This is a genomic window from Virgibacillus aidingensis (genome assembly GCF_010994035.1).
Lineage (GTDB): Bacteria > Bacillota > Bacilli > Bacillales > Amphibacillaceae > Virgibacillus_N.
Genome location: NZ_WIXN01000005.1, coordinates 145,613 through 168,549, shown reverse-complemented (window position 1 = coordinate 168,549; position 22,937 = coordinate 145,613). Strand labels below are relative to the sequence as shown.

At 39.3% G+C, this 22,937-nt stretch carries 28 protein-coding genes; all 28 read right to left on the bottom strand.

The window, feature by feature from the left end; all coding sequences use genetic code 11:
* Positions 1-142: 142 nt before the first annotated feature.
* Positions 143-931 (bottom strand): phosphatidate cytidylyltransferase, encoded by a 789-nt coding sequence (locus tag GHD25_RS06110; protein ID WP_164215487.1) that lies wholly within the window; start codon positions 929-931, stop codon positions 143-145.
* A gap of 15 nt (positions 932-946) precedes the next feature.
* Complete coding sequence (locus tag GHD25_RS06105; protein ID WP_164215486.1) at positions 947-1,708, bottom strand: isoprenyl transferase; 762 nt, start codon at positions 1,706-1,708, stop codon at positions 947-949.
* A 312-nt stretch (positions 1,709-2,020) separates the two neighbouring features.
* Positions 2,021-2,569, bottom strand: a complete 549-nt coding sequence (gene frr, locus GHD25_RS06100) for a ribosome recycling factor (protein WP_164215485.1) — start codon at positions 2,567-2,569, stop codon at positions 2,021-2,023.
* A gap of 2 nt (positions 2,570-2,571) precedes the next feature.
* Positions 2,572-3,294 carry a UMP kinase gene (gene pyrH / locus GHD25_RS06095; RefSeq protein ID WP_164215484.1) on the bottom strand — a complete coding sequence of 241 codons (723 nt, stop codon included), beginning with the start codon at positions 3,292-3,294 and terminating at the stop codon, positions 2,572-2,574.
* A gap of 248 nt (positions 3,295-3,542) precedes the next feature.
* On the bottom strand, positions 3,543-4,427 hold the full coding sequence (tsf, locus tag GHD25_RS06090; protein WP_164215483.1) for a translation elongation factor Ts: 885 nt from the start codon (positions 4,425-4,427) through the stop codon (positions 3,543-3,545).
* 93 nt (positions 4,428-4,520) lie between these two features.
* Entirely contained in the window at positions 4,521-5,306 is a 786-nt protein-coding gene (rpsB, locus tag GHD25_RS06085; RefSeq protein WP_164215482.1) for a 30S ribosomal protein S2, read from the bottom strand.
* 213 nt (positions 5,307-5,519) lie between these two features.
* On the bottom strand, positions 5,520-5,951 hold the full coding sequence (locus GHD25_RS06080) for a helix-turn-helix domain-containing protein (RefSeq protein ID WP_164215481.1): 432 nt from the start codon (positions 5,949-5,951) through the stop codon (positions 5,520-5,522).
* Between the two features lie 9 nt (positions 5,952-5,960).
* Entirely contained in the window at positions 5,961-6,260 is a 300-nt protein-coding gene (locus GHD25_RS06075; protein WP_164215480.1) for a hypothetical protein, read from the bottom strand.
* Positions 6,261-6,296: 36 nt separating this feature from the next.
* Positions 6,297-7,673 carry a DUF342 domain-containing protein gene (locus GHD25_RS06070; RefSeq protein ID WP_164215479.1) on the bottom strand — a complete coding sequence of 459 codons (1,377 nt, stop codon included), beginning with the start codon at positions 7,671-7,673 and terminating at the stop codon, positions 6,297-6,299.
* A gap of 21 nt (positions 7,674-7,694) precedes the next feature.
* Positions 7,695-8,474 carry a FliA/WhiG family RNA polymerase sigma factor gene (locus GHD25_RS06065; RefSeq protein ID WP_164215478.1) on the bottom strand — a complete coding sequence of 260 codons (780 nt, stop codon included), beginning with the start codon at positions 8,472-8,474 and terminating at the stop codon, positions 7,695-7,697.
* A gap of 58 nt (positions 8,475-8,532) precedes the next feature.
* Positions 8,533-9,030, bottom strand: a complete 498-nt coding sequence (locus GHD25_RS06060; protein WP_164215477.1) for a chemotaxis protein CheD — start codon at positions 9,028-9,030, stop codon at positions 8,533-8,535.
* The gene (locus GHD25_RS06055; RefSeq protein ID WP_164215557.1) at positions 9,023-9,655 is read right to left on the bottom strand and encodes a chemotaxis protein CheC; all 633 of its coding nucleotides are present in this window, start codon (positions 9,653-9,655) and stop codon (positions 9,023-9,025) included. The genes GHD25_RS06060 and GHD25_RS06055 overlap by 8 nt, the downstream gene beginning before the upstream one ends.
* Before the next feature lie 5 nt (positions 9,656-9,660).
* Positions 9,661-10,131: a chemotaxis protein CheW gene (locus GHD25_RS06050; protein WP_205601337.1), complete on the bottom strand. Its 471-nt coding sequence runs from the start codon at positions 10,129-10,131 to the stop codon at positions 9,661-9,663.
* Between the two features lie 196 nt (positions 10,132-10,327).
* Positions 10,328-11,386: a chemotaxis protein CheB gene (cheB, locus tag GHD25_RS06045; protein WP_164215476.1), complete on the bottom strand. Its 1,059-nt coding sequence runs from the start codon at positions 11,384-11,386 to the stop codon at positions 10,328-10,330.
* 99 nt (positions 11,387-11,485) lie between these two features.
* On the bottom strand, positions 11,486-12,253 hold the full coding sequence (locus tag GHD25_RS06040) for a MinD/ParA family protein (protein ID WP_240452241.1): 768 nt from the start codon (positions 12,251-12,253) through the stop codon (positions 11,486-11,488).
* A complete protein-coding gene (flhF, locus tag GHD25_RS06035) occupies positions 12,246-13,367 on the bottom strand; it encodes a flagellar biosynthesis protein FlhF (protein ID WP_164215475.1) in 1,122 nt (373 codons plus the stop codon). Before flhF ends, GHD25_RS06040 begins: the two co-directional genes overlap by 8 nt.
* Complete coding sequence (gene flhA / locus GHD25_RS06030; protein WP_164215474.1) at positions 13,364-15,400, bottom strand: flagellar biosynthesis protein FlhA; 2,037 nt, start codon at positions 15,398-15,400, stop codon at positions 13,364-13,366. The genes flhF and flhA overlap by 4 nt, the downstream gene beginning before the upstream one ends.
* 19 nt (positions 15,401-15,419) lie before the next feature.
* The gene (gene flhB, locus GHD25_RS06025) at positions 15,420-16,499 is read right to left on the bottom strand and encodes a flagellar biosynthesis protein FlhB (RefSeq protein WP_164215473.1); all 1,080 of its coding nucleotides are present in this window, start codon (positions 16,497-16,499) and stop codon (positions 15,420-15,422) included.
* Between the two features lies 1 nt (position 16,500).
* Positions 16,501-17,280, bottom strand: a complete 780-nt coding sequence (gene fliR / locus GHD25_RS06020) for a flagellar biosynthetic protein FliR (protein ID WP_164215472.1) — start codon at positions 17,278-17,280, stop codon at positions 16,501-16,503.
* A 4-nt stretch (positions 17,281-17,284) separates the two neighbouring features.
* A complete protein-coding gene (fliQ, locus tag GHD25_RS06015; protein ID WP_164215471.1) occupies positions 17,285-17,554 on the bottom strand; it encodes a flagellar biosynthesis protein FliQ in 270 nt (89 codons plus the stop codon).
* 28 nt (positions 17,555-17,582) lie between these two features.
* Positions 17,583-18,248 (bottom strand): flagellar type III secretion system pore protein FliP, encoded by a 666-nt coding sequence (gene fliP, locus GHD25_RS06010; RefSeq protein WP_164215470.1) that lies wholly within the window; start codon positions 18,246-18,248, stop codon positions 17,583-17,585.
* The gene (locus GHD25_RS06005) at positions 18,245-18,904 is read right to left on the bottom strand and encodes a flagellar biosynthetic protein FliO (RefSeq protein ID WP_240452239.1); all 660 of its coding nucleotides are present in this window, start codon (positions 18,902-18,904) and stop codon (positions 18,245-18,247) included. Before GHD25_RS06005 ends, fliP begins: the two co-directional genes overlap by 4 nt.
* On the bottom strand, positions 18,897-19,259 hold the full coding sequence (locus GHD25_RS06000; protein WP_164215469.1) for a response regulator: 363 nt from the start codon (positions 19,257-19,259) through the stop codon (positions 18,897-18,899). The genes GHD25_RS06005 and GHD25_RS06000 overlap by 8 nt, the downstream gene beginning before the upstream one ends.
* 21 nt (positions 19,260-19,280) lie before the next feature.
* On the bottom strand, positions 19,281-20,414 hold the full coding sequence (gene fliY / locus GHD25_RS05995; protein ID WP_164215468.1) for a flagellar motor switch phosphatase FliY: 1,134 nt from the start codon (positions 20,412-20,414) through the stop codon (positions 19,281-19,283).
* Positions 20,404-21,402 carry a flagellar motor switch protein FliM gene (gene fliM, locus GHD25_RS05990; RefSeq protein WP_205601336.1) on the bottom strand — a complete coding sequence of 333 codons (999 nt, stop codon included), beginning with the start codon at positions 21,400-21,402 and terminating at the stop codon, positions 20,404-20,406. Before fliM ends, fliY begins: the two co-directional genes overlap by 11 nt.
* 35 nt (positions 21,403-21,437) lie before the next feature.
* The gene (gene fliL / locus GHD25_RS05985; protein WP_164215467.1) at positions 21,438-21,851 is read right to left on the bottom strand and encodes a flagellar basal body-associated protein FliL; all 414 of its coding nucleotides are present in this window, start codon (positions 21,849-21,851) and stop codon (positions 21,438-21,440) included.
* Positions 21,844-22,062 carry a flagellar FlbD family protein gene (locus GHD25_RS05980; protein ID WP_164215466.1) on the bottom strand — a complete coding sequence of 73 codons (219 nt, stop codon included), beginning with the start codon at positions 22,060-22,062 and terminating at the stop codon, positions 21,844-21,846. The genes fliL and GHD25_RS05980 overlap by 8 nt, the downstream gene beginning before the upstream one ends.
* Positions 22,063-22,111: 49 nt before the next feature.
* Positions 22,112-22,903, bottom strand: coding sequence for a flagellar basal body rod protein FlgG (gene flgG, locus GHD25_RS05975; RefSeq protein ID WP_164215465.1), 792 nt, complete (start codon positions 22,901-22,903; stop codon positions 22,112-22,114).
* Between the last annotated feature and the right edge of the window lie 34 nt (positions 22,904-22,937).

Here is a 22,937-nt window from a genome sequence, read left to right as displayed (position 1 = left end):
TGTAAATATTTTAATAATAAAATCTCCAAGCAGGGTATCAAAGTTTCACAAACTTTCACTATCTGAAAATCACACTAAAATTTATTCATATTAGTGACCTTTGCAATAGCACTTCGCTCTGGAAGTACCGCACAGAGGAAAATTACATAAAGCCGATAAAATGTACAAGCGGAAACACAAACAGAAGGCTGTCAAACCGATCCAATATCCCGCCATGCCCCGGCAATATATCCCCTGAATCTTTCACGCCATAGTGGCGCTTTAAAGCCGATTCAACCAAATCACCAATTTGTCCAAAAATAGAAGCTAATATTGTTACAGCGATGGTAATAATCATAGAATTTGAAAAGGGTATAATCAAATGATATATAACTCCTGTCAAAGTGGCAAGAATGATGCCCCCTATCGCACCCTCAATCGTTTTCTTCGGGCTGATTTCGGGCCATAGTTTTCGTTTCCCAAATGATCTGCCAACAAAATAAGCTCCGGTATCTGTTGCCCAGACAATCAGAAAAACATACAGGATATTTGCCAGGCCATTAGCTGAATCCCTTGTTTCGATAAAAAAGAAAAAACCCATGCCAACATATAGTGCAGCCAACAGTATAAAGCCTGCATGATCAAATGTAAACTTATTTTTCAAAAGAACGGTATAGCTTAATAACAGCATGACAATAATCAGCAATATATTTACTTTGGAAAACCATTCCACATGCAAATATACTTCCTGAGGCAATAAAAATAACCACATTAGGGCCAATGCCAGAAAAAACGGAAAGGAGATGACAGGTATTTGCCGCATTCTCATTAGCTCAATTAACCCTACAGTGGCTATGAGGTAAACGAACAAATCAAATGGCCAGCCGCCAATAATAACAAATGGCAAAAATATAATTAGGGCAACGATGGCTGTAATGATCCTTTTTTTCATAGTTCATTCATCACCTTAAACTCCTCCATAACGTCTGATGCGATACTGATAATCCTCAATGGCCTGAAGAAATACTTCCTCATTAAAATCCGGCCACAGGACATCGGTAAACCAGAATTCAGTATAGGCTGATTGCCATAGCAGAAAATTACTCAGCCTCATTTCTCCGCTCGTCCGTATTAGCAAGTCAGGATCACTGAGCCCCTGTGTATATAAATACTCTGAAAATACTTTTTCATCAAGCGAATCAATCGAAACTTTTGACCCGTTTACATCAGTCATTAATTGCTTAATTGCTTTTATAATTTCGTATCTGCTTCCATAGTTCAGTGCAAAATTTAAGATCAGTCCATCATTATTTTTTGTTTGGTCTTTCGCATACTGCACTGCTTCTTTTGTATATTCAGGAAGTGCCTCAAAATCCCCTATTGTCTTAATCTGAACGTTATTTTCCATCAGCTCGGGTAAATATATATGTAAAAATTCTTTCGGAAGTTTCATTAGAAACTCAATCTCGGATGCTGGCCTTTTCCAATTTTCCGTGGAAAATGCATATAACGTCAATATTTGTACATTGCATTTATGTGCCGCCCGGACGATCTTATTTACGGCGTTTACACCCTCTTTATGTCCTGCAATACGGGGCAGGCCTCTTTTTTTTGCCCATCGTCCATTACCATCCATAATAATGGCCACATGCTTTGGCACACTTTCCGCTCTAATAAAATCATTTTTTATATTTTTACCTTTGTTGAAAAAAGGAAGTTTCTTTGACATTGTCTGTCCTCCGAATGCTTGGTTTATCCTGATATACATTCTTTTTTATTCATTATGATTTGATTTAATAAACTATACGCAATGAAATATCATTATATCATGAAAATCCTACTTTATTATAACGATATTTAAAAAAGAATACAAAAGCCCCCTTAAAAAAGAGGGCGGTTATATTTATTTTCATATATAAGAAATTATTAAGCTTTCTTATATATAAGTCCAGCTAAAGCCTGCACATGGACTTTAAGAAAGGAAATACGAATGTTAAGCATCCCTTTAGCGGTAAGCTGATTATTGCAGCCTGGTCTTCGGCTAAACTTCCATAATTTCTTTTTCTTTATTTTTAGCAAGCTCATCGATTTGTCTGATATGGTCATCTGTCACTTTTTGCACATCATCCTGGGCGTTTCTTAATTCATCCTCAGCGAGATCGGCGTTCTTTTTCAATTGATCATTTGCCTCACGGCGCACATTTCTTACTTGGACGCGTGATTCTTCAGCATATTTGCCTACTACTTTTACCAAATCCTTGCGTCTCTCCTCCGTTAAAGCAGGAATATTAATTCGAATAACATTTCCGTCATTGGAAGGAGACAGACCTAAATCCGCCTTTTGAATGGCTTTTTCAATATCGGGTAGGGCTGTTTTATCGTAAGGTGTAACTACAAGCAATCTCGCCTCCGGTGCACCCACCGATGCCAATTGATTTAAAGGTGTGGAAGCGCCATAATAATCAACATGCACACTGTCCAGCAGGCTCGGGTTCGCTCTCCCTGCCCTTACAGTTGCTAAATTTCTGGAAAATGCCTGTACAGCCTGAGCCATTTTATCTTTCATTTGCTTTTTAATTTGATCCGCCATTATTATTTCCCCCTTATGGTTGTTCCAATTTCTTCACCTTGCACAACTCTTTTAATATTACCTTCTTCTGTAATTGAAAATACTTTTAACAGAATATTATTATCCATACACAGCGTGGAGGCCGTGGAATCCATTACGCCCAACCCTTCATTTAACATTTCCATATAAGAAAGTTTATCATATTTCTTCGCATTTTTATTTATTTTAGGATCGTCTGTGTAAACCCCATCCACGTTATTTTTTGCCATTAAAATTACTTCAGCTTCAATTTCAGCAGCGCGTAAGGCTGCAGTCGTATCTGTTGAGAAATAAGGATTTCCGGTACCAGCAGCAAAAATGACAACACGTTTTTTCTCCAAATGGCGAATGGCCTTTCTCCTTATGTAAGGTTCAGCAACCTGACGCATTTCAATAGATGTCTGCACTCTTGTCGGAATGCCTATTTTTTCCAATCCGTCCTGCAGCGCCAGCGAGTTCATAATAGTAGCAAGCATTCCCATGTAGTCTGCAGTTGCCCGGTCCATCCCCATTTCACTTCCTACTTTTCCACGCCAAATATTGCCTCCGCCAACCACGATCGCAATCTCAACGCCCAGTTCAGCAACTTCCTTTACCTGAGCCGCAATGGACTGTATTATTTTCGGTTCTATTCCGGTACCTTGTTGGCCGCTTAAAGCTTCTCCACTCAGTTTAAGTACTATTCTGCGGTAACGAGCTGTTGTCATAATAACCTCCATAGAAAAACTATTTTATCCGTTTACTCTGAACGTCTATTGTTGGAAAACTGGTTGATCGTTAAAGGATTCCCGGAAACAAAACTTTCTTTCCGGACCCTTTTGGCTTTTGGGGTGCAAGTCTTATGGATCGCAAGTAAAGACCCAAGAGCCTCTTGTTTAAGCAGTATTAAAGAATAGTTTCAATTTCCTGTCTGCCAAAAAGGGAACAGCAAAGGTTCCCTTTTTACAGCATGTTTTTATTTTTTAATTTGGCTCATTACCTCATCTGCGAAGTTTTCTTCCCGTTTTTCCATACCTTCGCCTACTTCATAACGGGCAAATGCTTTAACGGCTGCTCCTTTATCTCCAACATACTTTTTGACTTTTTGATCAGGATCTTTAACGAAATCCTGTTCTAACAGACAAATCTCTTCAAAAAACTTACCAAGGCGGCCTTCCACCATTTTTTCCACAATGTTTTCCGGCTTTCCTTCATTCAATGCTTGGGTTTTCAATACTTCCCGTTCGTGGTTAACCTCTTCTTCCGCCACATCATCCCGGGAAATATAACGAGGATTGATCGCTGCTGTATGCATGGCAATATCTTTAGCCAATTCCTTATCATTCGTACCTTCCAATAATGTCAGGACTCCTATGCGTCCGCCCATGTGGAGATATTCACCAAATGCATCATTATCCGTTTTTGTCAAAACAGTAAAACGGCGCAAAGAAATTTTTTCACCTATTTTTGCCACTGCAGCATTAATATAAGCTTCCAGTGTTTCTTCCCCGCCATGCATTTTTTGACCAAGCGCTTCCTCTACAGTGGATGGGTTTTCTTCCACTAAATGCTTGCCGATGTCAGAGAGCAGCTGCTTAAATTGATCATTTTTGGTTACAAAGTCGGTTTCACAGTTCACTTCAAGCAATACAGCAGTGTTATCCTTCACTTCTACATGTGCAAGACCTTCTGCTGCAATGCGGTCTGCTTTCTTTGCTGCTTTCGCCATTCCTTTTTCACGCAGAAAATCGATGGCCTTATCCATATCCCCATCTGTCTCCTGCAATGCTTTTTTACAATCCATCATACCTGCGCCTGTTTTCTCGCGCAGCTCTTTAACCATTTTTGCGGTAATTGCCATTATTACATCCTCCTTGTTTCATTCATCATCATATTTGCTTTAAAAAAGGTGATAAAAGGCTCTTATCCTCTTATCACCCTTCCCTTTTAATAGTTAAACTTCTTTTGTACCGGAATCTTCTTCACCAGAATTTGCAGTTTCTGCTTCCGTCTCGACAGCCTGTGCTTCTTCCTCCGGCTGAACTTCTTCCAATTCTTCTCCCTGTTTCACCTCTAAAATAGCATCTGCCATTTTTGAAGTCAAAAGTTTTACTGCGCGGATGGCATCATCGTTAGCCGGAATGACATAGTCGATTTCATCCGGATCACAGTTTGTATCTACAATCCCGATAATAGGGATATTTAACTTATGAGCTTCCGCTATTGCAATACGCTCTTTTCGGGGATCGATAACGAATAAAGCATCTGGCAGCCTATCCATCTCTTTAATTCCCCCAAGAAACTTAACCAAACGATCTTTTTCTTTCAGCAGTTCTCCAACTTCTTTTTTCGGAAGTACTTCAAACGTGCCGTCTTCTTCCATACGCTCAATATCCTTCAGGCGGCTGATGCGTTTGCGGATTGTCTGGAAATTTGTTAATGTTCCTCCCAGCCAGCGCTGATTCACATAGAACATGCCTGAACGGGTAGCTTCGTCCCGTACAGAATCCTGGGCCTGTTTTTTTGTTCCCACAAAAAGAAGGGTTCCTCCATTGGCTGCTAATTCCTTTACATAATTATACGCTTCATCAACCTTCTTTACCGTTTTTTGCAGGTCGATGATATAAATGCCATTACGTTCCGTAAAGATGTATTTTTTCATCTTCGGATTCCAACGGCGTGTCTGGTGCCCAAAGTGCACTCCAGCTTCAAGCAGTTGTTTCATTGAAATTGCTGACATTTTACTTCCTCCTTATGGTTTTTTCCTCCGTCCGGTTCATATTGTTTAGAGACCATTTCACATGGCACCTTCCATACAAATCCCCGGGCGTGTGTATTTTTTTCCTGATTCTTTATTGATGAACCAAGTCTTTACACCAAAAATTAATATAACATAGTGCCACGTCGTAATCAAGTAAAAAATGAGAAAATCAGCCGCCATCTCTGCCTGCAATTACTTTTTGCTGTACAATTTAATGATCAGTGCCGCTTCTGTTTTTCCGCAATTCAGTTCCCGAGCAATTTCCGCTTCTGTGTGTCCTTGATCATATAATTGCAGAATACGGGATTGCAGGGATGCTTCCATATCATCTTTTTGCTCATTTTCATAGATACCATCTTCACTTGTGTTAGTTGTTGCCGGGTCACCGTCTGTGTTGTCCTTTTTTGGCAAAGGCTGTCCGTGTTCATTGGTCCAGCCTTCAGAAACGGCTTTTTGCAGCCGGAAATTTTCTTCTTTTATTTCCTGCAGATATCCATCTAAAAGTGTTTGAATTTCACCGGTGTTTGTTTCTTTCTTCGTTTGAACTTGTTTAAACAGCACGTAAATGACAGCAAAGGTTATAATATGTAATATAAAACTGATAATAATTGCGAATGATACCATAACATCCCTCTATCCGTTAAAATCAATCTTCATGCCCAAATAAGGATGCTCCGCTTTATTTTGAGAGCCTGAATCCTTCTTTTTCTCTTCATCTCGTAAAACAGATGTATTATCTCCCTTCTTATCTTTCAGCAAATGTATGCTTTCATAATCATTTACTTTTTTTCGTTTCCGTTCCTCCTGCTTTAATTGGTTCGCTGCCAGCGACTCCTGAAAATGCTGATGCTGCTTTCCCATTTGCTCCTGAAGTTTCCCGGCATCCTGTGTTCTTGGAAGCGCGACCTGCATTTCTATTGATTTCCAGCTCAAGTATCGTCACTCCCTTTATAGAATAGTAGAAGTTATCTACTGAAATAAAGGTTCAATAACTATTTCATTTTTACTTAAAAACATTCTAATATAATGATAATCTGTTTTCATTATACGTTTATATTTTCCAAAAGCAACTGTAACATGGCTGAATAAATAATTGTTGACAATTAATTCTGCTTCATTTTCTGATCCCAATTGGGCATTTATTTTTCCCAGGGATCTTTCTATTTCGGATAATTTTTCTCTTGCTTTCGTGTAGGAATTCCTTTGTTTCAGGAGCATGATCCTTAACTTGGGGTTATCTTTCGTATTCTGCTGTTTTATTTTTTCACCCAGCTTGGTTAATTTCTGTATTGTATCCTCCAGTTCTTGCTTTTCTTTAAATAATTCTTCTTCTTTACGATGCAAGTGCTGATCCATGCCAAATATAATTTCTGTTTTTGTGCCAAATCGTGAACCTATATCTTTTGCAGCCAGGGATTTCCCTACGGATAAACTACCCCCAATGATATTTCCTTTTTGGCAAAACACATGATTTTTCACCGTACAAGTACTATGAATAATGGAGTTTTCTACGAATAAATCGTTGCCTGCGAAAACCTTGCCCTGGTTAATATATCCAATCCGAATGGATTCTTCCGCTTTGATATAGCCCTTTTTCTGTCCCGCCAGCCCTTCTGCAATGAAAATGGAACCTCCTGACATAAGTGTAGCTGCTTCCACAATGCCAAATACTTTAATATCCCCTTCCGCTTTAACGGAATATCCGGCTGGAACATCTCCGCGAATAATGATAGTACCTGTAAAATCCAGGTTTCCCTCTTTCATGGACAATGTGCTATCGACTTCAAATACTGGATGAACATGTATATTTCTGCCGCTGATGCTTAATTGCCCATTAGCTGCAGCATAAAAAGCATGATTATCCTCGAGAAATACTACATTTTTTCCGGCCATTACATTGGATGGCTTTCCTTTTTTCGCACGTATAACAGTACCATGTACCGTTTTTCCATTTTCCCCCTCGGCAGGCAATATTACTTCCGCGATTTTTTCTCCTTTTTTAACCGAAGGAATAGACATAACATCCCGAAAATTCCAGCCCGGACTACGGTTAATTTCACCAGGATGAACGTTTGCCATAAAGTTTAACCGGCCATCTTCCCCATGAACCACCGGCTTCCCCTTTGCAATCACGAGAGGAAATATATCTCTGGAAAGTTCGCAGCGGAGCATCCTGACTGCTTCTTCATCGATGCCATATTTTATATTATAGTCATTCAGCAGCTGGCTAACGTCATTTTCATCCATGCTAAAATCTTCCGGGATGCGGGGTTCTTTCAATTCTATTTCTGCATGCACTCGATCATCGGAAACAGCTATATGAAAAATATTATGGTGTGTAACCATCAATTTCCCCTCTTTTCCCTATTATTGATAAGCCTGTATTTTCCTTAGTGAATCTCTTAACTTAACAATAGATCTCTTATGTATCTGGGAGATGCGGGACGTCGTTAAACCAAGCACTTTTCCTATTTCGGTTAATGTTAATTCATCATGATAAAACAGACTGATGACCAGTTTCTCGTTTTCATTTAATGCCTTTATGCCTTCTGCCAAATCTTTTTTCAGTTCCTCGGAAACCAGCTGTTCTTCCGGAAGTACAGCCGATTTATCAGGAACAGAGTAGCCAATCCCTTCTTTTAATTCCGATTTTCCTTCAGCCGGTTTTTCCTCCATGGATAATATGTTGGAAAATAATGAATCTCTGATAATGACTTCCGTTTCTTTTATTTCCAATCCTGCGCTTTTAGAAATTTCTTCGATTTTCGGCTTTCGCTGATAAAGCTGTTCAAGTTCTTGTGTTATTTTTTCCACCTTTTTAATTTTATCTCTTAATGACCTTGGTATCCAGTCTTCTTTGCGCAATCCATCCATAATCGCCCCGCGGATGCGAAAGGAGGCATACGTATCAAACTTTAATTCCCGGCTCGGCTCAAATTTTTTGATAGCGTCGAATAAGCCGATTAGCCCAAAGCTTTGAACATCATCTTTATTCACACTTGTCGGTAAATGGCTTGATATTCTTTCCACATGAAAACTCACTAAGTGCATATATTGCTGGATTAGTTTATTAGCGGCCTGCTCATCACGGTCTTCTAACCAGTTTTTCCAAAGTACTGCTTCCCGTGATGTAGTGTTCGTTTGCATTATTAATTCCTCCTCTCTTCAAAATTAGCTCATAATCCGCAGTTGACTGATTGTTTGTCTAGATCAAAAATTCTTTCTCATTTATTTTTCGTATCTTTAATTTATTCATGTTTGTATCGAATTCTATCGTTCTGCCTGCATTTCCTCCCACATCATGCGCAACGACAGGGATATGGTATTCATGCAAGATTCCCCGGACCGCCTCTATATTTCGCGGACCGATCCGCATCATATTCGACTGGGAAGAAAATTGAAACATTTGTGCTCCCCCTGCCATTTTTGCTTTTAACCTGTCTGGCGAAGCTCCTTTTTTTATCAGGCTGTCAATTAAATACGGCAAGGCAGTATCAGCATATTTATATATATTGATATCTTTTTGTCTTGCCATACTGGAGTCAGGCAGTAAAATATGAGCCAACCCTGCAAGCCCTGCTTTCGCATCGTATACAACGACACCTACACATGAACCCAATCCGGAGGTTCGTATATTTTCAGGTTTTTTTACAAGATTCACATCCGCTATCCCTACTTTTATTACTGTCTGTGTTTTATTCATGATTATGTAATCCCAAAGATTGATATATTTTTTGAAAAGAATGCGGATCCGGAATGAAAAAGAAATTTCCCTGAATCCCGTCTTTGCTGTCCAGATAGTTAATTCTTGTATTAATAATAATGGCGTAGTCCGTAACCTGGGATAATTCAACCAATCCGGCTGTTAATATAGCTCCGGCCATGTCAATGCTTAAATAGGGAATGGATGGCTGCATATTTAAATTGGTAAAGTCAGATAAAGCGGACAGATAGGAACTTGTTAAAATATTGCCCGCTTCCTGCAACGCTGAAACGGCCATTTCATCAAATTCCTCTCCCAGCAGACCGCAGCCGTTTTGATTTGTTATTTCTTCAACAAGATTTTTTGCTTCTTCTATACTTAATATAAAATATACTGTTCCAGGTGCCTCCCCTTGGATTCGAAAGAACAATGCTGTAATTACTTGTTCATGTCCGCCGATCATGTCCATCATTTCATCAAAGTCAACCACATTTACTGTAGGAACTTGCATGTCAATTTTTTTATTCAGTAACTCGGACATGGAGGTAGCTGCATTACCCGCACCGATATTACCTATTTCTTTTAAGACATCTTTTTGGATAGTGGTCAGTTTTGTTATTTCCATTTTCATTATCCTTCCGCAGTGCTTAAATCATTTATTTCTTCCGGCGTCAGTACTTTTTGCAGATTGAGCAGGATAAGAAGTCTGTCTTCCACTTTGGCAACCCCTTCAATATAATCGGTGTCAACCGTCCCAATTATTTCCGGAGCAGGTTCTATGGCATTTTTGGCAATATCAATTACATCATTGGCCGAATCAACAATTAACCCAACTTCCATATCATCTAAATGGACAATTATAATCCTGCTGGATTCCGTATATTCCTTTTCCTCCAATCCGAAACGGAGACGAATATCAATCACAGGCGTGATGACCCCTCTTAAATTGATAACCCCTTTTACAAAAGTTTCTGTCTGCGGCACTCTGGTAATCGGCTGAATACGCTCAATGGAACCTACCTGCTGTACGGAAACAGCATATTCCTCTTTTTCCAATTGAAAAACAATCACCTTTATATCATTCATTTTTTCAATTTCCATGCTGATGCACCCCGTTTTTTATTTTTTAGATTACTTCATTAAGCATCCTGCTTGTTTTACTCTTTTCTTTTCCTTTATTCCCGAAAGCTGTTTGAACTTGCTTTTAGTGTCAGCACCTTATCGTATAGAACCCTTATATGTTCATTGCTTTCGTCAATAAATACATCTGAATAATCTAGATCTGGCAATTTCCATGTTATTCCCCTCTTATTTTTCCGATGATATTTATTAGTTTTTTTCCCACTTGGGATAATGGAACCACATGGTCTACCATGTTCGTATTTACAGCAGCTCTGGGCATGCCGTAAATAACAGCAGTCTCCTGAGACTCCGCAATCACTACAGTATTGGGATCATTGGATTTTAATTGCCGTATCCCATCCGCGCCATCACTTCCCATTCCGGTTAATATCACAGCAATTTTATTTATGTGATACATTTCTGCAATAGAATGAAGCAGAACATCCACGGAAGGCCGATGCCCCCGAAAAGGAGCATCCTTTGATAACTCGATGACAAGTTTCCTGTTTCTGTTCCGTAATTTCATGTGGCAGCCGCCGGGCGCAATATATGCTGTATTTCTGTGAATGACTTCCAAATTCTCTGCTTCTTTAACAGAAAAATCCACCAGTCTGTTCAACCTTTCTGCAAGTGATTTTGTAAAACCGGCGGGCATATGCTGAACTACCAAAACAGGTCCAGGTAATTTTTTTGGCATTTGGGTAAATACATTCTCAAGTGCCCTGGGACCACCGGTAGATGTGCCAATTGCTATTACAGTTTTTTCAAATGATTGGAATGGAAGTTCCGGTTTAACTGCTTGCTCTACTAATGAGTTTTGCAGCATACCTTTCTTTAACTTAACTTGAGATCCTGAAATTACGCTCTGTATTAATTCCTCCCCTATTGAGTTCAGAGATTGATTTGCTGAGGGCCGCCTGAACAAGTAAACAGCACCAGGGAATAATGCCTGTACTTCTTCAGACCCGCTTTTTGTTATTTCATCATACAGTATGAGTACTGAAACCGGCTGCTCTATTATTATATTTTCAAGCAGTTCGATCTCTTCGACCTGTGGAGACGGTATATCCACTATAACGACCTCAGGCTGCTGTTCGGTTACCTTTTTTACGCCACCTTCAATGCTTCCGGTCTGATCGATAACCCGCACACGTTTCTCTCTATGTAAAATATCTGTTATTTCTTTACTTTTGCATGCATCATCAGCGATGATTATCACATGAATAAGATCCATATTTTCTTACCTCTTGATGAGTAGTTGCTTTAACCGCTGGACAAATGATGTCCTTTCTTTTGGGATTGCCGGTGAATTGGTCATGTAGCCAATGGTAAGTTATTTCATTGCTTCCGTCACTGGAGATGCATCATTATATAATATAAAAGGTGTCTGTCGGATTACGGCTTCTGGTACATTTTTATCCTCCGGCAATATTCCCATAGGTTGAATATCTGCATTTAAAAATTGGAAAACCACTTTTTTAAACCTCATTAGTGCATCATAACCGGATTTCACTGACCGAGACCTGTTCATCACTGCATGGATTGTCATGGAAGGACGCCTGGTTAAAATAAACTTGATCATGCCATAAGCATCTGTAATGGATGTAGGCTCCGGGGTGGTAACCACAATACATTCATCCGATGCTAAAATAAAACGGATACTCTCTTCTGTTGCTCCTGCTCCCATATCAAAAATGATGTAATCGTACATATCGATTAATTGGTCATATTGTTTAAAAAAGTAATCCATCACGTTGCTGTCTGCTTTAAATATGCTGTTTAGTCCTGATCCGCCGGCAATATAATCCAGGCCCCCGGGTCCCCGTTCTATCACTTCACAGGCTGACAGCTTTTCATTAAACATGTCTACAATTGTTTTATTTGCATGAAGTCCCAGTAAAATATCCACATTTCCCATGCCAAAATCCAAATCAAAAAGTAAAACTTTCTTATCATGATTAATCAGCTGTAAACAGAAGTTGAGTGCAACATTTGATTTGCCTACACCTCCTTTACCACTAATAACGGACAATGTTTTAGCATATCTCAGGTTATTTTTCTTCTGCATATGCCTACGTAAACTTTCTGCCTGGTCATGCATGATAGCTGCCGCCTGTGCAATAGTTTGCGATTAATTCAGGAGTAGCTTCCATTAAATCATCCGGTACATCCTGGCCATTTGTTATATAAGCTATGCCTGTCTTTTTTTCCAATGCAAGATTAAGCATACTGCCATATTGCCTTGTTTCATCTATTTTTGTTAATATAACCTGATTTATTGGTAAATAACGAAACTGTTCATATATTTCCATGAGGTCTTTTGCCTTGGATGTTAAAGATAAAACCAGATATATATCAATTGTAATGTCGGATTCAATACAGTCCGATAATTCATTGATATAAATTTCTTCCCGAAAATTCCTTCCCGCCGTATCTACCAGAATAAAATCATAGTCTTCCAATTTTTTAACCGCATTTATATAATCTTCTTTTGTATAGACTACTTCCACCGGAACGTTCAGTATCCTGGCATACGTCTTCAGCTGTTCAACGGCAGCAATTCTGTATGTGTCTGCAGTGATGAAAGCAACCCTTTTTCCTTCTTTTAAAACACTCTTTGCTGCTATTTTGGCAATTGTTGTTGTTTTACCGACTCCGGTAGGACCAACAAAATGTACTACCTTTTGTTCAGATGAAATAGGTTTATAGGACAGAGCTTCCAATTGGATCATGATTTCTTTTTTCACATCCTGTTTAACCCTTTCCCGGGTAGGCTCGATATTTTCTGATTCATGAAATGAGACAACTTGGTCAAGTATCCTGCACGCAACTGTTTCATCGGTTTCCTGCTCAAGCAAATACATATATATGGACTGGTATATAGCGGGATATTTGCTTTTATTCATTGTTGATTGGTGTATCAACTTCTTCAGTACTTGAATCTCGTTCAAAACATGCGCAGCCGAATCAGAAGTTCTTTTATATTCGCTGAGCGGATCATTTGTTTCCATTAGTTTTGTCTCCTGATTTAACGGCTTAGGCACAGGATCAAGTGCAGCAACTACTTCAACAAGGCTTTTCTTTTTTAGCCCCATAAAACCTCCGCTCCGCTTTACCTTTCTTGAATTTAAAATAACTGCTTCTGATCCAAGCTCATTTCTAATTTGCTTCATCACTTCAGGCATCGTCGGTGCTGCATATTTTTTTACTTTCATGCTACATTCACCACCCCTATGCTTTGTACCTGGACAGTTGGCTCCAATTCATTATAGGACAACACAACTATCTGCGGCATAAACCGTTCAATTAACTGTTTTAAATACATCCGTATGGCCGGGGAGCATAATACTACTGGTGTATCCTGCTTTATTGAAGCTTTTTCTGCTTCTTCCCGGATGATATTTATTATTTGCTGCTGATCTTCCGGATCCAGTGATAAGTAATTGCCATGCTCTGTCTGCTGGATATTTTCCGCAATTAACTTTTCCACCTTGCCGCTGACAGTGATCACTTTTAAAGACATGTCTTCTTGCGCATATTGCTTGGTTATTTGTGCTGATAGTGACTGGCGCACATATTCTGCCAATAAATCTGTATCATTTGTAAGCTTTGCAAAGTCTGCCAATGTCTCAAAAATAACTGGCAAGTTTCTTATGGAAATATTCTCTTTAAGCAGCTTGCCCAGTACTTTCTGTATGTCTCCTACTGCCAGTGGCTCCGGCGTAACTTCTTCAATCAAAATCGGGTAATTCTCCTTCACATGATCTATCAGTTGTTTTGTTTCCTGTCTTCCAAGCAATGTATGGGCGTGCTGTTTGATAACTTCTGTAAGGTGGGTGGAAACAACGGATGGCGGGTCTACTACCGTATAGCCCAGTAGTTCAGCTTCATCCTTCACTTCCCCATTAACCCATTTTGCGGGCAGCCCGAAAGCAGGTTCTTTCGTAACTATTCCTTCTAATTCATCATTTTCCATATCGGGGGCCATGGCCAAATAATGATCTAATAATAATTCACCTGAGGCAACTTCATTTCCTTTAATTTTTAATCTGTATTCATTTGGTTCAAGCTGGATATTATCCCGGATTCTTACCACCGGAATAACCATGCCAAGTTCTATTGCAAGTTGTCTGCGAATCATTATAATCCTATCGAGCAGATCTCCTCCCTGATTTGCATCGGCGATCGGTATTAAGGCATAACCAAATTCAAATTCAATCGGATCGACATTCAACAGGCTGATGACATTATCTGTCTCCTTCATTGCTGTGCTCTGGGCTTCATCCTCCTCCGCTTCACCTATTACCTCTTCCTCTTCACTGTTTTGTCTTAATAATAAATACCCGCTCAATGCCAGGAGACCGGATAATATCGTGGTAAGCAGGAAATTAATTGGTGTTAACCCAATGAAAAAAATTGTACCTGCTGCTATAAATAACAGCTTTGGATATTGAAGAAGCTGACCGCTGACCTCTGTACCGAGGTTTCCGGTACTGGCAGTTCTCGTTACGACTATTCCGGTTGCAGTAGCTATAAGCAGTGCAGGAATTTGGCTGACAAGCCCGTCCCCTACAGTAAGCCGCATATATGTATTGATCGCTTCCTGAAACGACATATCCATCTGTACCATCCCAATAATCAGGCCAAATATGATATTGATTAAGACAATAATGATACCAGCAATGGCATCTCCTTTTACAAATTTGCTGGCACCGTCCATAGAACCGTGGAAGTCTGCTTCATCTTCTACCTTCTCCCGTCTTTCCTTTGCTTGCTGTTCGGAGATTAAACCAGCATTTAAATCAGCATCGATGCTCATTTGTTTTCCGGGCATAGCATCCAGGGTAAACCTGGCAGAAACTTCAGAGACCCTTTCAGCTCCCTTAGTAATAACAATAAATTGAATAATAACAAGAATAATAAACACAACAAATCCGACAAACGGATTGTCGCCAATCACAAAGGAACCAAATGTTTCAACTACACCGCCTGCATCAGCTTCCGAAAGTATGGATCTTGTAGTAGAAACATTCAATCCGAGCCGAAACAATGTCAGCAGTAAAAGCAGCGTAGGGAAAACGGAAAACTGTAGTGGTTCCTGCGTATTCATAGAAACAAGAATTACAATTAACGCTAGTGACATATTTGTAAGAATAAGTACACTTAATAACCATCCCGGCAATGGGATAATTAACATAATAATGATTAAAATAACACCTAAAAGGACAGAAAGGTCACGGGCTTTCATGGATGTCTCTCCTTATTGCTCAAACTTTATTTTCTAATTTATAAACATATGCAAGTATTTCGGCAACTGCCTGAAAAAAATCCTCCGGAATTACATCGCCAATTTCAATAGCTGAATATAAAGACCTTGCCAAAGGCCTGTTTTCCACTGTTGCCACATTATTTGCCTTTGCAGCTTCTTTAATTTTTAATGCTATTTCATCGATTCCTTTGGCAACAATATAAGGAGCAGCTGCTTTTTCTTCATCATATTTTATTGCCACAGCAAAATGGGTAGGGTTCGTGATTACTACATCAGCATTCGGCACTTCGCTCATCATTCGGCTTGCAGCCATCTGCCGCTGCTTTTCCTTTAATTTGGATTTAATTAAAGGGTCACCTTCAATATTTTTATATTCATCTTTAATATCCTGCTTTGACATCCGCATATTTTTTTCAAAGTCATAACGCTGGTAAGCATAATCAAAAACCGATAAAAACAATAGTGCAATCGTTGCAGCAATTCCCATAATTGCAGTTACCCTGCCAAAAAAAGCCATGGCACTTTCTGCTGTTTTAAAGGAAAGCATCATCATTTCATCTTTATAAATCCATATCACCATAAAGGTAATCGCACCGATAAAAACAATCTTGAACAGCGACTTCAGTAATTCCACCAATGCCCGGATAGAAAAAATTCGTTTAGCCCCTTTAATCGGATCAATTTTTTTTAAGTCGAATTTTAAAGGTTCCGTTGTAAATAAAAATCCGATCTGCAATAAATTAGAACCAAATACGGCGACAATGGCAACCAGCATAATCGGGGCAAGCATCTTTGCAGCTTCTGCGGCGGCACCTGTAAATATATGCTGTACCGTATTTTCCGTAACTTCCCAATGAATAAATTCAGTAAAAGTATGGGTATATAAGGCGGTCATGCTATCTTTCATAAAAGGGCCAAATGTTACCAATATCATAAATGCAAATAATAATAGAATAGCAGTATTGACATCCTGGCTTTTGGCAACCTTCCCTTTCCTGCGCTCATCCTGTCTTTTCTTCGGGGTTGCTTTTTCAGTTTTCTCTCCTGCAAAAAATTGCAGGTCCATTTTTAAATGCAAACTAAGCACCTCCGAATAACTGCATTAAACCGCGCAGTGCCTGAAACATGGTTTCGAATAGCGATTTAATAAGTACTATATATAAACTTAAAAAGAACAAAATAACAATAAAACTCACCAATATTTTTAGTGGCAGTCCTACTACAAATACATTCAGCTGCGGAACTGTTCTGGCAATCATTCCTAATGCAACATCCACCAGAAATAAGCAGCCGACAATTGGAATGGCCATTTGAAAGGCAACCAGAAACATGTAATTGAATGTTTCAATCACAAAATCGGATATGGATCCGTTATGAAAAGGTATAAATGCATCTATAGGGATAAAATAATAACTGTTAAAAACACCATCTATTAATAAATGATGGCCGTTTACCGATAACAAAAACAGCAAGGCAAAAATATAAAAATACTGTCCTGTTAAAGGCGTCTGTGCTCCCGTTTGCGGATCAACCACATTGGCAATGGCAAATCCCATCTGAAAATCGATAAAACCCCCGGCTATCTGCACAGCTGATAAAATAATATAAGCAATTAGACCTATGAGAAGACCAACCAGTGCCTCCTTTAATAAGAGAAACAGGTACATACCGTCCACTGGAATAGCCGTACTATCCACCGTATAAAACATAATCCAGGCCAAAAAGAAACTGAATCCGACTTTAAAAGGGACAGGGATGGTGCGATAAGAAAATAAGGGAAGCGTAACAAAAAAAGCAATTACCCTTACAAATATAAGCAGGAATACCGGCAAGCTATTTATGTTGATCATTTCCAGCATCGTTTCACCCTGTAAACCGGTTTAAGTTTTGAAATAAATCTGTCGTAAATTCAGTGATATGGGACAGCATCCAAGGGCCAAAAATCACAAGACCCATCAGGACTGCAACAATCTTCGGGATAAAGGCCAGGGTCTGTTCCTGTATTTGCGTTGTGGCCTGAAATATACTTACCAACAGTCCCACTGCAAGGGCCAAAATGAGCAATGGACCTGTGACCAGAAGGATTGTAAATACACCATTTTCAGCCAGAGACAATACAAATTGACTATTCAAAGCAGACACCCCTTTTTATTAAAATTCATTAAAACCCATCCAATAACGAATGTGTGATTAAATACCAGCCATCAACAAGGACAAACAGCAAAATCTTAAAGGGCAGGGATATCATTACAGGCGGCAGCATCATCATACCCATGGACATAAGTACACTGGCAACTGCCATATCGATAATTAAAAAAGGGACAAATATCATAAAACCCATCTGGAAAGCTGTTTTTAGTTCGCTGATGGCAAAAGCCGGTACAAGGGTTGTCAGCGGAATTTCCTGTATACTGCCTACTTCATCAAGCTGGCTGTAGTTCATAAACAACTCCAGGTCCTTCTGCCTCGTGTGGGAGGCCATAAACTCTTTCAGCGGCTCACTTGCTCTTTCATATGCTTCATCAAGTGTTAGTTCCTCATCGAAAAGCGGCTGCAGTGCATTATCGTATACATCGGAAAAAACAGGAGCCATAATAAAGAAAGTCAAAAACAAGCCTAACCCGATTAACACCTGATTTGGCGGCATCTGCTGTGTTGCCAGCGATGTTCTTACAAAAGAAAGTACAACAATAATTCTTGTAAAGCTTGTCATTAAAATCAAAATACTGGGCGCCAAAGCCAAAACTGTTAATAATAAAATCAATTTAACAGAAGTCGACACATTGGAAGGATCAGATCCGGAAAACATTTCTATAAATTCATTCATCGCTTGTCTTCCCTCCGATTAATCAGGTCAGCCCGGTTCTTTTTCAGATTTTCCAGTTCATCTGCAAACAAATTTTTAAAGTTCCTGCTGTCCGGAGATGATGTTTTTTCTTTTGTATTCTTCTGTAAAAAAGATGGAAGGAACGAATTTATATGAAATGGTTCTTCTTCTCCTTTTTCCAGCAGCTGTGTGATCACCTTCTCATCAGTGATTTCCTGCAGCATTTCCACATTGTCCCCCACACCTATCACATAAAATTTACTGCCGATGCGAATGATTTGAATGGACTTGTTCTGCCCTACGGAAATCCCGCCGAGATTCTCTAAATGTCTTATCTGGTTAAACATTTTATTTCGTTTATTCAACAGTTTTAGCATAATATAAATAAGTGCAAGAACTAATAATAAAGCGAAAAACATTTTGATAAGATCGAATACGAGAGAACCGGAATCATTTAACTCCGCTACCGGCTCTGCCTCCCCTTCATTCTCTGTCAATGGTGTTGTATCTTCACAATCGGCTTCTGCTTCCAGGCAATCATTTACGCTCGGGGTTCGAGCTTCTGTTTCTGATATTGACACAAAAGGGAAAACAAAAAACAACATACAAATAATGAATAACTTTTTATCCAACATAAACACCTGTTTCTTAGCCAAGTACTTTTTGAATGGCTTCTATTACCCTGTCTTCCTGAAAAGGTTTGACGATAAAATCCTGTGCTCCGGTTTGAATTGCATCAATAACCATCGCCTGCTGCCCCATTGCTGAGCACATGATAACCTTCGCTTCCGTGTTTTCCTCTTTTATTTTTTTTAATGCGGTTATTCCATCCATTTCAGGCATTGTAATATCCATGGTTACAAGATCAGGTGACAGCTCCTTATATTTTTCCACTGCCTCAAATCCATCCTGTGCTTCTCCAACTACTTCGAAGCCATTTTTTGTTAATATATCTTTAATCATCATCCGCATAAATGCAGCATCATCTACAATAAGAATTTGTTTAGCCATTTTTTTAGCCTCCACCTATTTCTATTTGAGTTTCTTTAATCTATCAGATTGACTTACAATATCTGTTACCCGCACACCAAAGTTCTCATCAATAACAACAACTTCCCCTTTGGCGATTAATTTTTGATTTACAAGTATATCTACAGGTTCACCGGCCAGTTTATCCAGCTCTATAATGGATCCGGCGGACAGATCCAATATATCTTTAATCGTGCGCTGTGTACGTCCAAGTTCAACCGTTACCCTTAGTGGAATATCCAGAAGCAAATCCAGGTTACGCTGTTCAGGATGATTTAATGCAGTCTCATCAAAGCTGGAGAAGTCTGCTTCCTGTACTTTTGCATGCTGCTGGTCAACCAGATTTCCTAAAAATTGGGAAGATGTTTCTTTCGTATTCTTTTCCTGATCAGCAGCTGTAAAAGTAATAGCTTTATCCAGAGTAACTGCTGCTTCAGCACTAGCTTTTTCATCCTCCGGTGTTTCATGAAGCAACTGATATACCAGATCTTTTGCAAAGGTTATCGGCATAATCTGCATAATATTGGAATCGATTAAATTGCCAACCTTTAATTGAAAGGAAACTTGTACAAATGCTTCATCATTATTGATATTAATATCAGCATCTTCTTCTGACTCTGTCATTTTAATCGTTGGCGGTGAAATATCGACTTTTTTATTAAATATAGTAGACATGCTTGTTGCAGCTGAACCCATCATTTGATTCATTGCTTCCTGAACCGCACTGATATGTATATCATTTAGTTCCTCTTCCGGATTCCTTCCATCACCGCCAAGCATAATATCCGCAATAACAGCTGCATCAATTGCTTTAATAACTAATACATTTCTTCCGCTGAAACCTTCAATATAATTCACATAAATACTGACAGGCTGAAATGTAAATGTTTCCAGTTCCTTTTTTTTAATGATAGACACGGATGGTGTAGTAATCTCAACCTTTTGCTTTAATAAGGTGGACAGCGTTGTTGCCGAACTGCCAAATGAAATATTGCCTATTTCACCCAGCGTATCCTCTTCCATTGTGGATAAGTATGGACCTTTTTCTTCATTATTTTCTTCCGGCACATCATCGTGCGGACTTACATTGAGCAGTGCATCAATTTCTTCCTGAGAAAGCATGCTGTCATTCGTCATCTTCATTCACCTCTTTAATTTCCTCCAACACTTGTACTGATAATTTATTTTTAGACTTGCCGGGCTGCACATGAAATTTCGGCTGATCATTTATTTCCATTGTTAACGCCTCTTCTATTGATTGATCCAGGGCAATTACATCATTTTTATTTAAATGCAGGAATTCGTGAATGGTTAATTTTGTTTCCCCGAGTATTGCCTTTCCTTCCACATGTGCATGGTGCAAATTTGACTTCAGTTTTTCATAGGATTCCTGATCTCTTTCCTTCGTACCTGTTTGCATCCAATAATGAACGGATAATTTCGATATGATGGGTTCCAAAATTATATGCGGGATACAAATATTGATAAGGCCGCTGGATTCCCCGATTGTTGTGTTCATAGACACTACAATTACCGTGTCATTCGGTGATACCATTTGAAGAAATTGAGGATTCACTTCAAAATTCTCCAGCACCGGGTTAATTTCCACGATGGATGACCATGCCTCCTTCAGATTTGCAACTGATTTTTCAAAAAGCTGGGACATTAGCATGGTTTCTATTTCTGTTAAGTTTTCAGCCTTGTTAACATCTCCTCCCTTCCCGCCGAGAATGCGGTCAAGCATGGCATAAGCTATATTCGGATTCACTTCCATGATCAGCCTGCCATCAAGCGGTTCTACAGTGTATATATTTAAAACCGTCATTTTGGGAATGGAACGGATAAATTCTTCATATGGCACTTGATCTACAGAAGCAACAGATATATTTACATAGGTGCGAAGCTGAGCAGAGAAAAATGTGGTTAACAGCCGGGCATAATTCTCATGAATCCTGGATATGCTTCTGATCTGATCCTTTGAAAACCTTAAAGCCCGCTTAAAATCATAAACCCGAACCTTTTTTTCTTCCTCTTCTTTTTTCATTTCTTCGGCATCCATTTCCCCGGAACTGATTGCAGATAACAATGCATCAATTTCGCTTTGGGAAAGCACTTCATCCACCATTAAAACTCACCTCCATCAGGAGTGCACAGATGCATTTATTGCAATAATTTGCTGATTGTATATACATCTGTAACTTTTCCGTCAGTCATTAATTCATTTAGTTTTGATTTTACAGCCCCTTCCAAATCGGAAAGACCAGTTCTGAAATTTTCCTCATTCATTACTGCAAGTTCTTTTATCAAAATGTTTTTAAGCTGAAAGTCCCGTTTACTTATTTCTTCCATTGCAGTCTTATCGTCAGTGATCACCTGAAATTGAATTCTTACATAGCTTCCATCGGATAAGTCTGTAGTTATTTCAGGTGTTTCATAGGAATGCTCCACCATGTCATCTATTGTTTTCCCTGTTGCCGCTTTCTCCTCCCCGTATAACAGGAGTGCCAAAACAGCGATTCCTCCAAGGAGAATAATGATAAGTGAAGTGATAAAAGTTTTTACTAATCTACTCATTTGACTTCCCTTCCCCCTTCAAATTCCCGTGAAGACCAACTTTTTGATAATAGGCTGTAATTAATTGGGTCACTTCTGTTTCTGATTCTTTTACCACCATTTTTTTGCTATTCGTAAGTGTAATCGTTGTATCAGGAAGAGATTGAATTTGTTCAATCATTAATGCATTTAGCGTAAATGGTTCTCCATTTAACCTGGTTAATTGGATCATTATTTATTGGTGGAGGTGCAGCTTGCCTGCAGCACCTCCTGCCTCCTTATTAACGTTTTAGATTTACAAGCTCCTGCAGTATTTCATCAGAAGTAGTTATAATTCTTGTATTTGCCTGGAAACCTCGTTGAGCCGTGATCATTTCAGTAAATTCCTCAGACAAATCAACATTGGACATTTCGAGTGAGCCGCTAACAATGGAACCTGTTCCATTTGTTCCCGGGACAACAGAACCGGTATATTCCGCATTCTGTGATGCCAAAAATAAATTGCTCCCTGCTTTCTCGAGCCCGGACGGGTTGGAGAAACTCGCTAGCGCTATCTGTCCAACATCTTCAGGGTTACCTTCCTCATTCACAATATTTACGGTGCCATTTTCTTCTATATTAAAGCTTCTGGCAGTACTTGGAATTTGAATAGGCTGGTTATCAACCCCAAGCAGAAAGTGCCCATCAGGATTGACAATTCTATCTTCATCATCCAGATAAAAATTCCCTGCTCTTGTAAAATAAGTGGTATCCTCATCCTGAAGCACAAACATTCCGTCTCCCTCCAATGCCAGATCCAAAGGGTTATTCGTCGTCTGACGAAAGCCCTGTGTATGAATGTTGTCGATTGAACCCAATTGGGAACCCAAACCAACCTGAGCAGGGTTTGTTCCACCACGGGTTTCGGTCGGACCCTGTGCACCACTTGTTGTCTGACTCATCATATCCTGAAAAGTCACCCGGCCTTTTTTAAATCCGGATGTATTTACGTTTGCGATATTGTTTCCGATGACGTCGAGTTTTGTCTGAAAACCTTTCATACCTGAAATTCCTGCATACATTGAACGTAACATGTAATCATTCTCCTTTAATCTTATTAGCTGTATC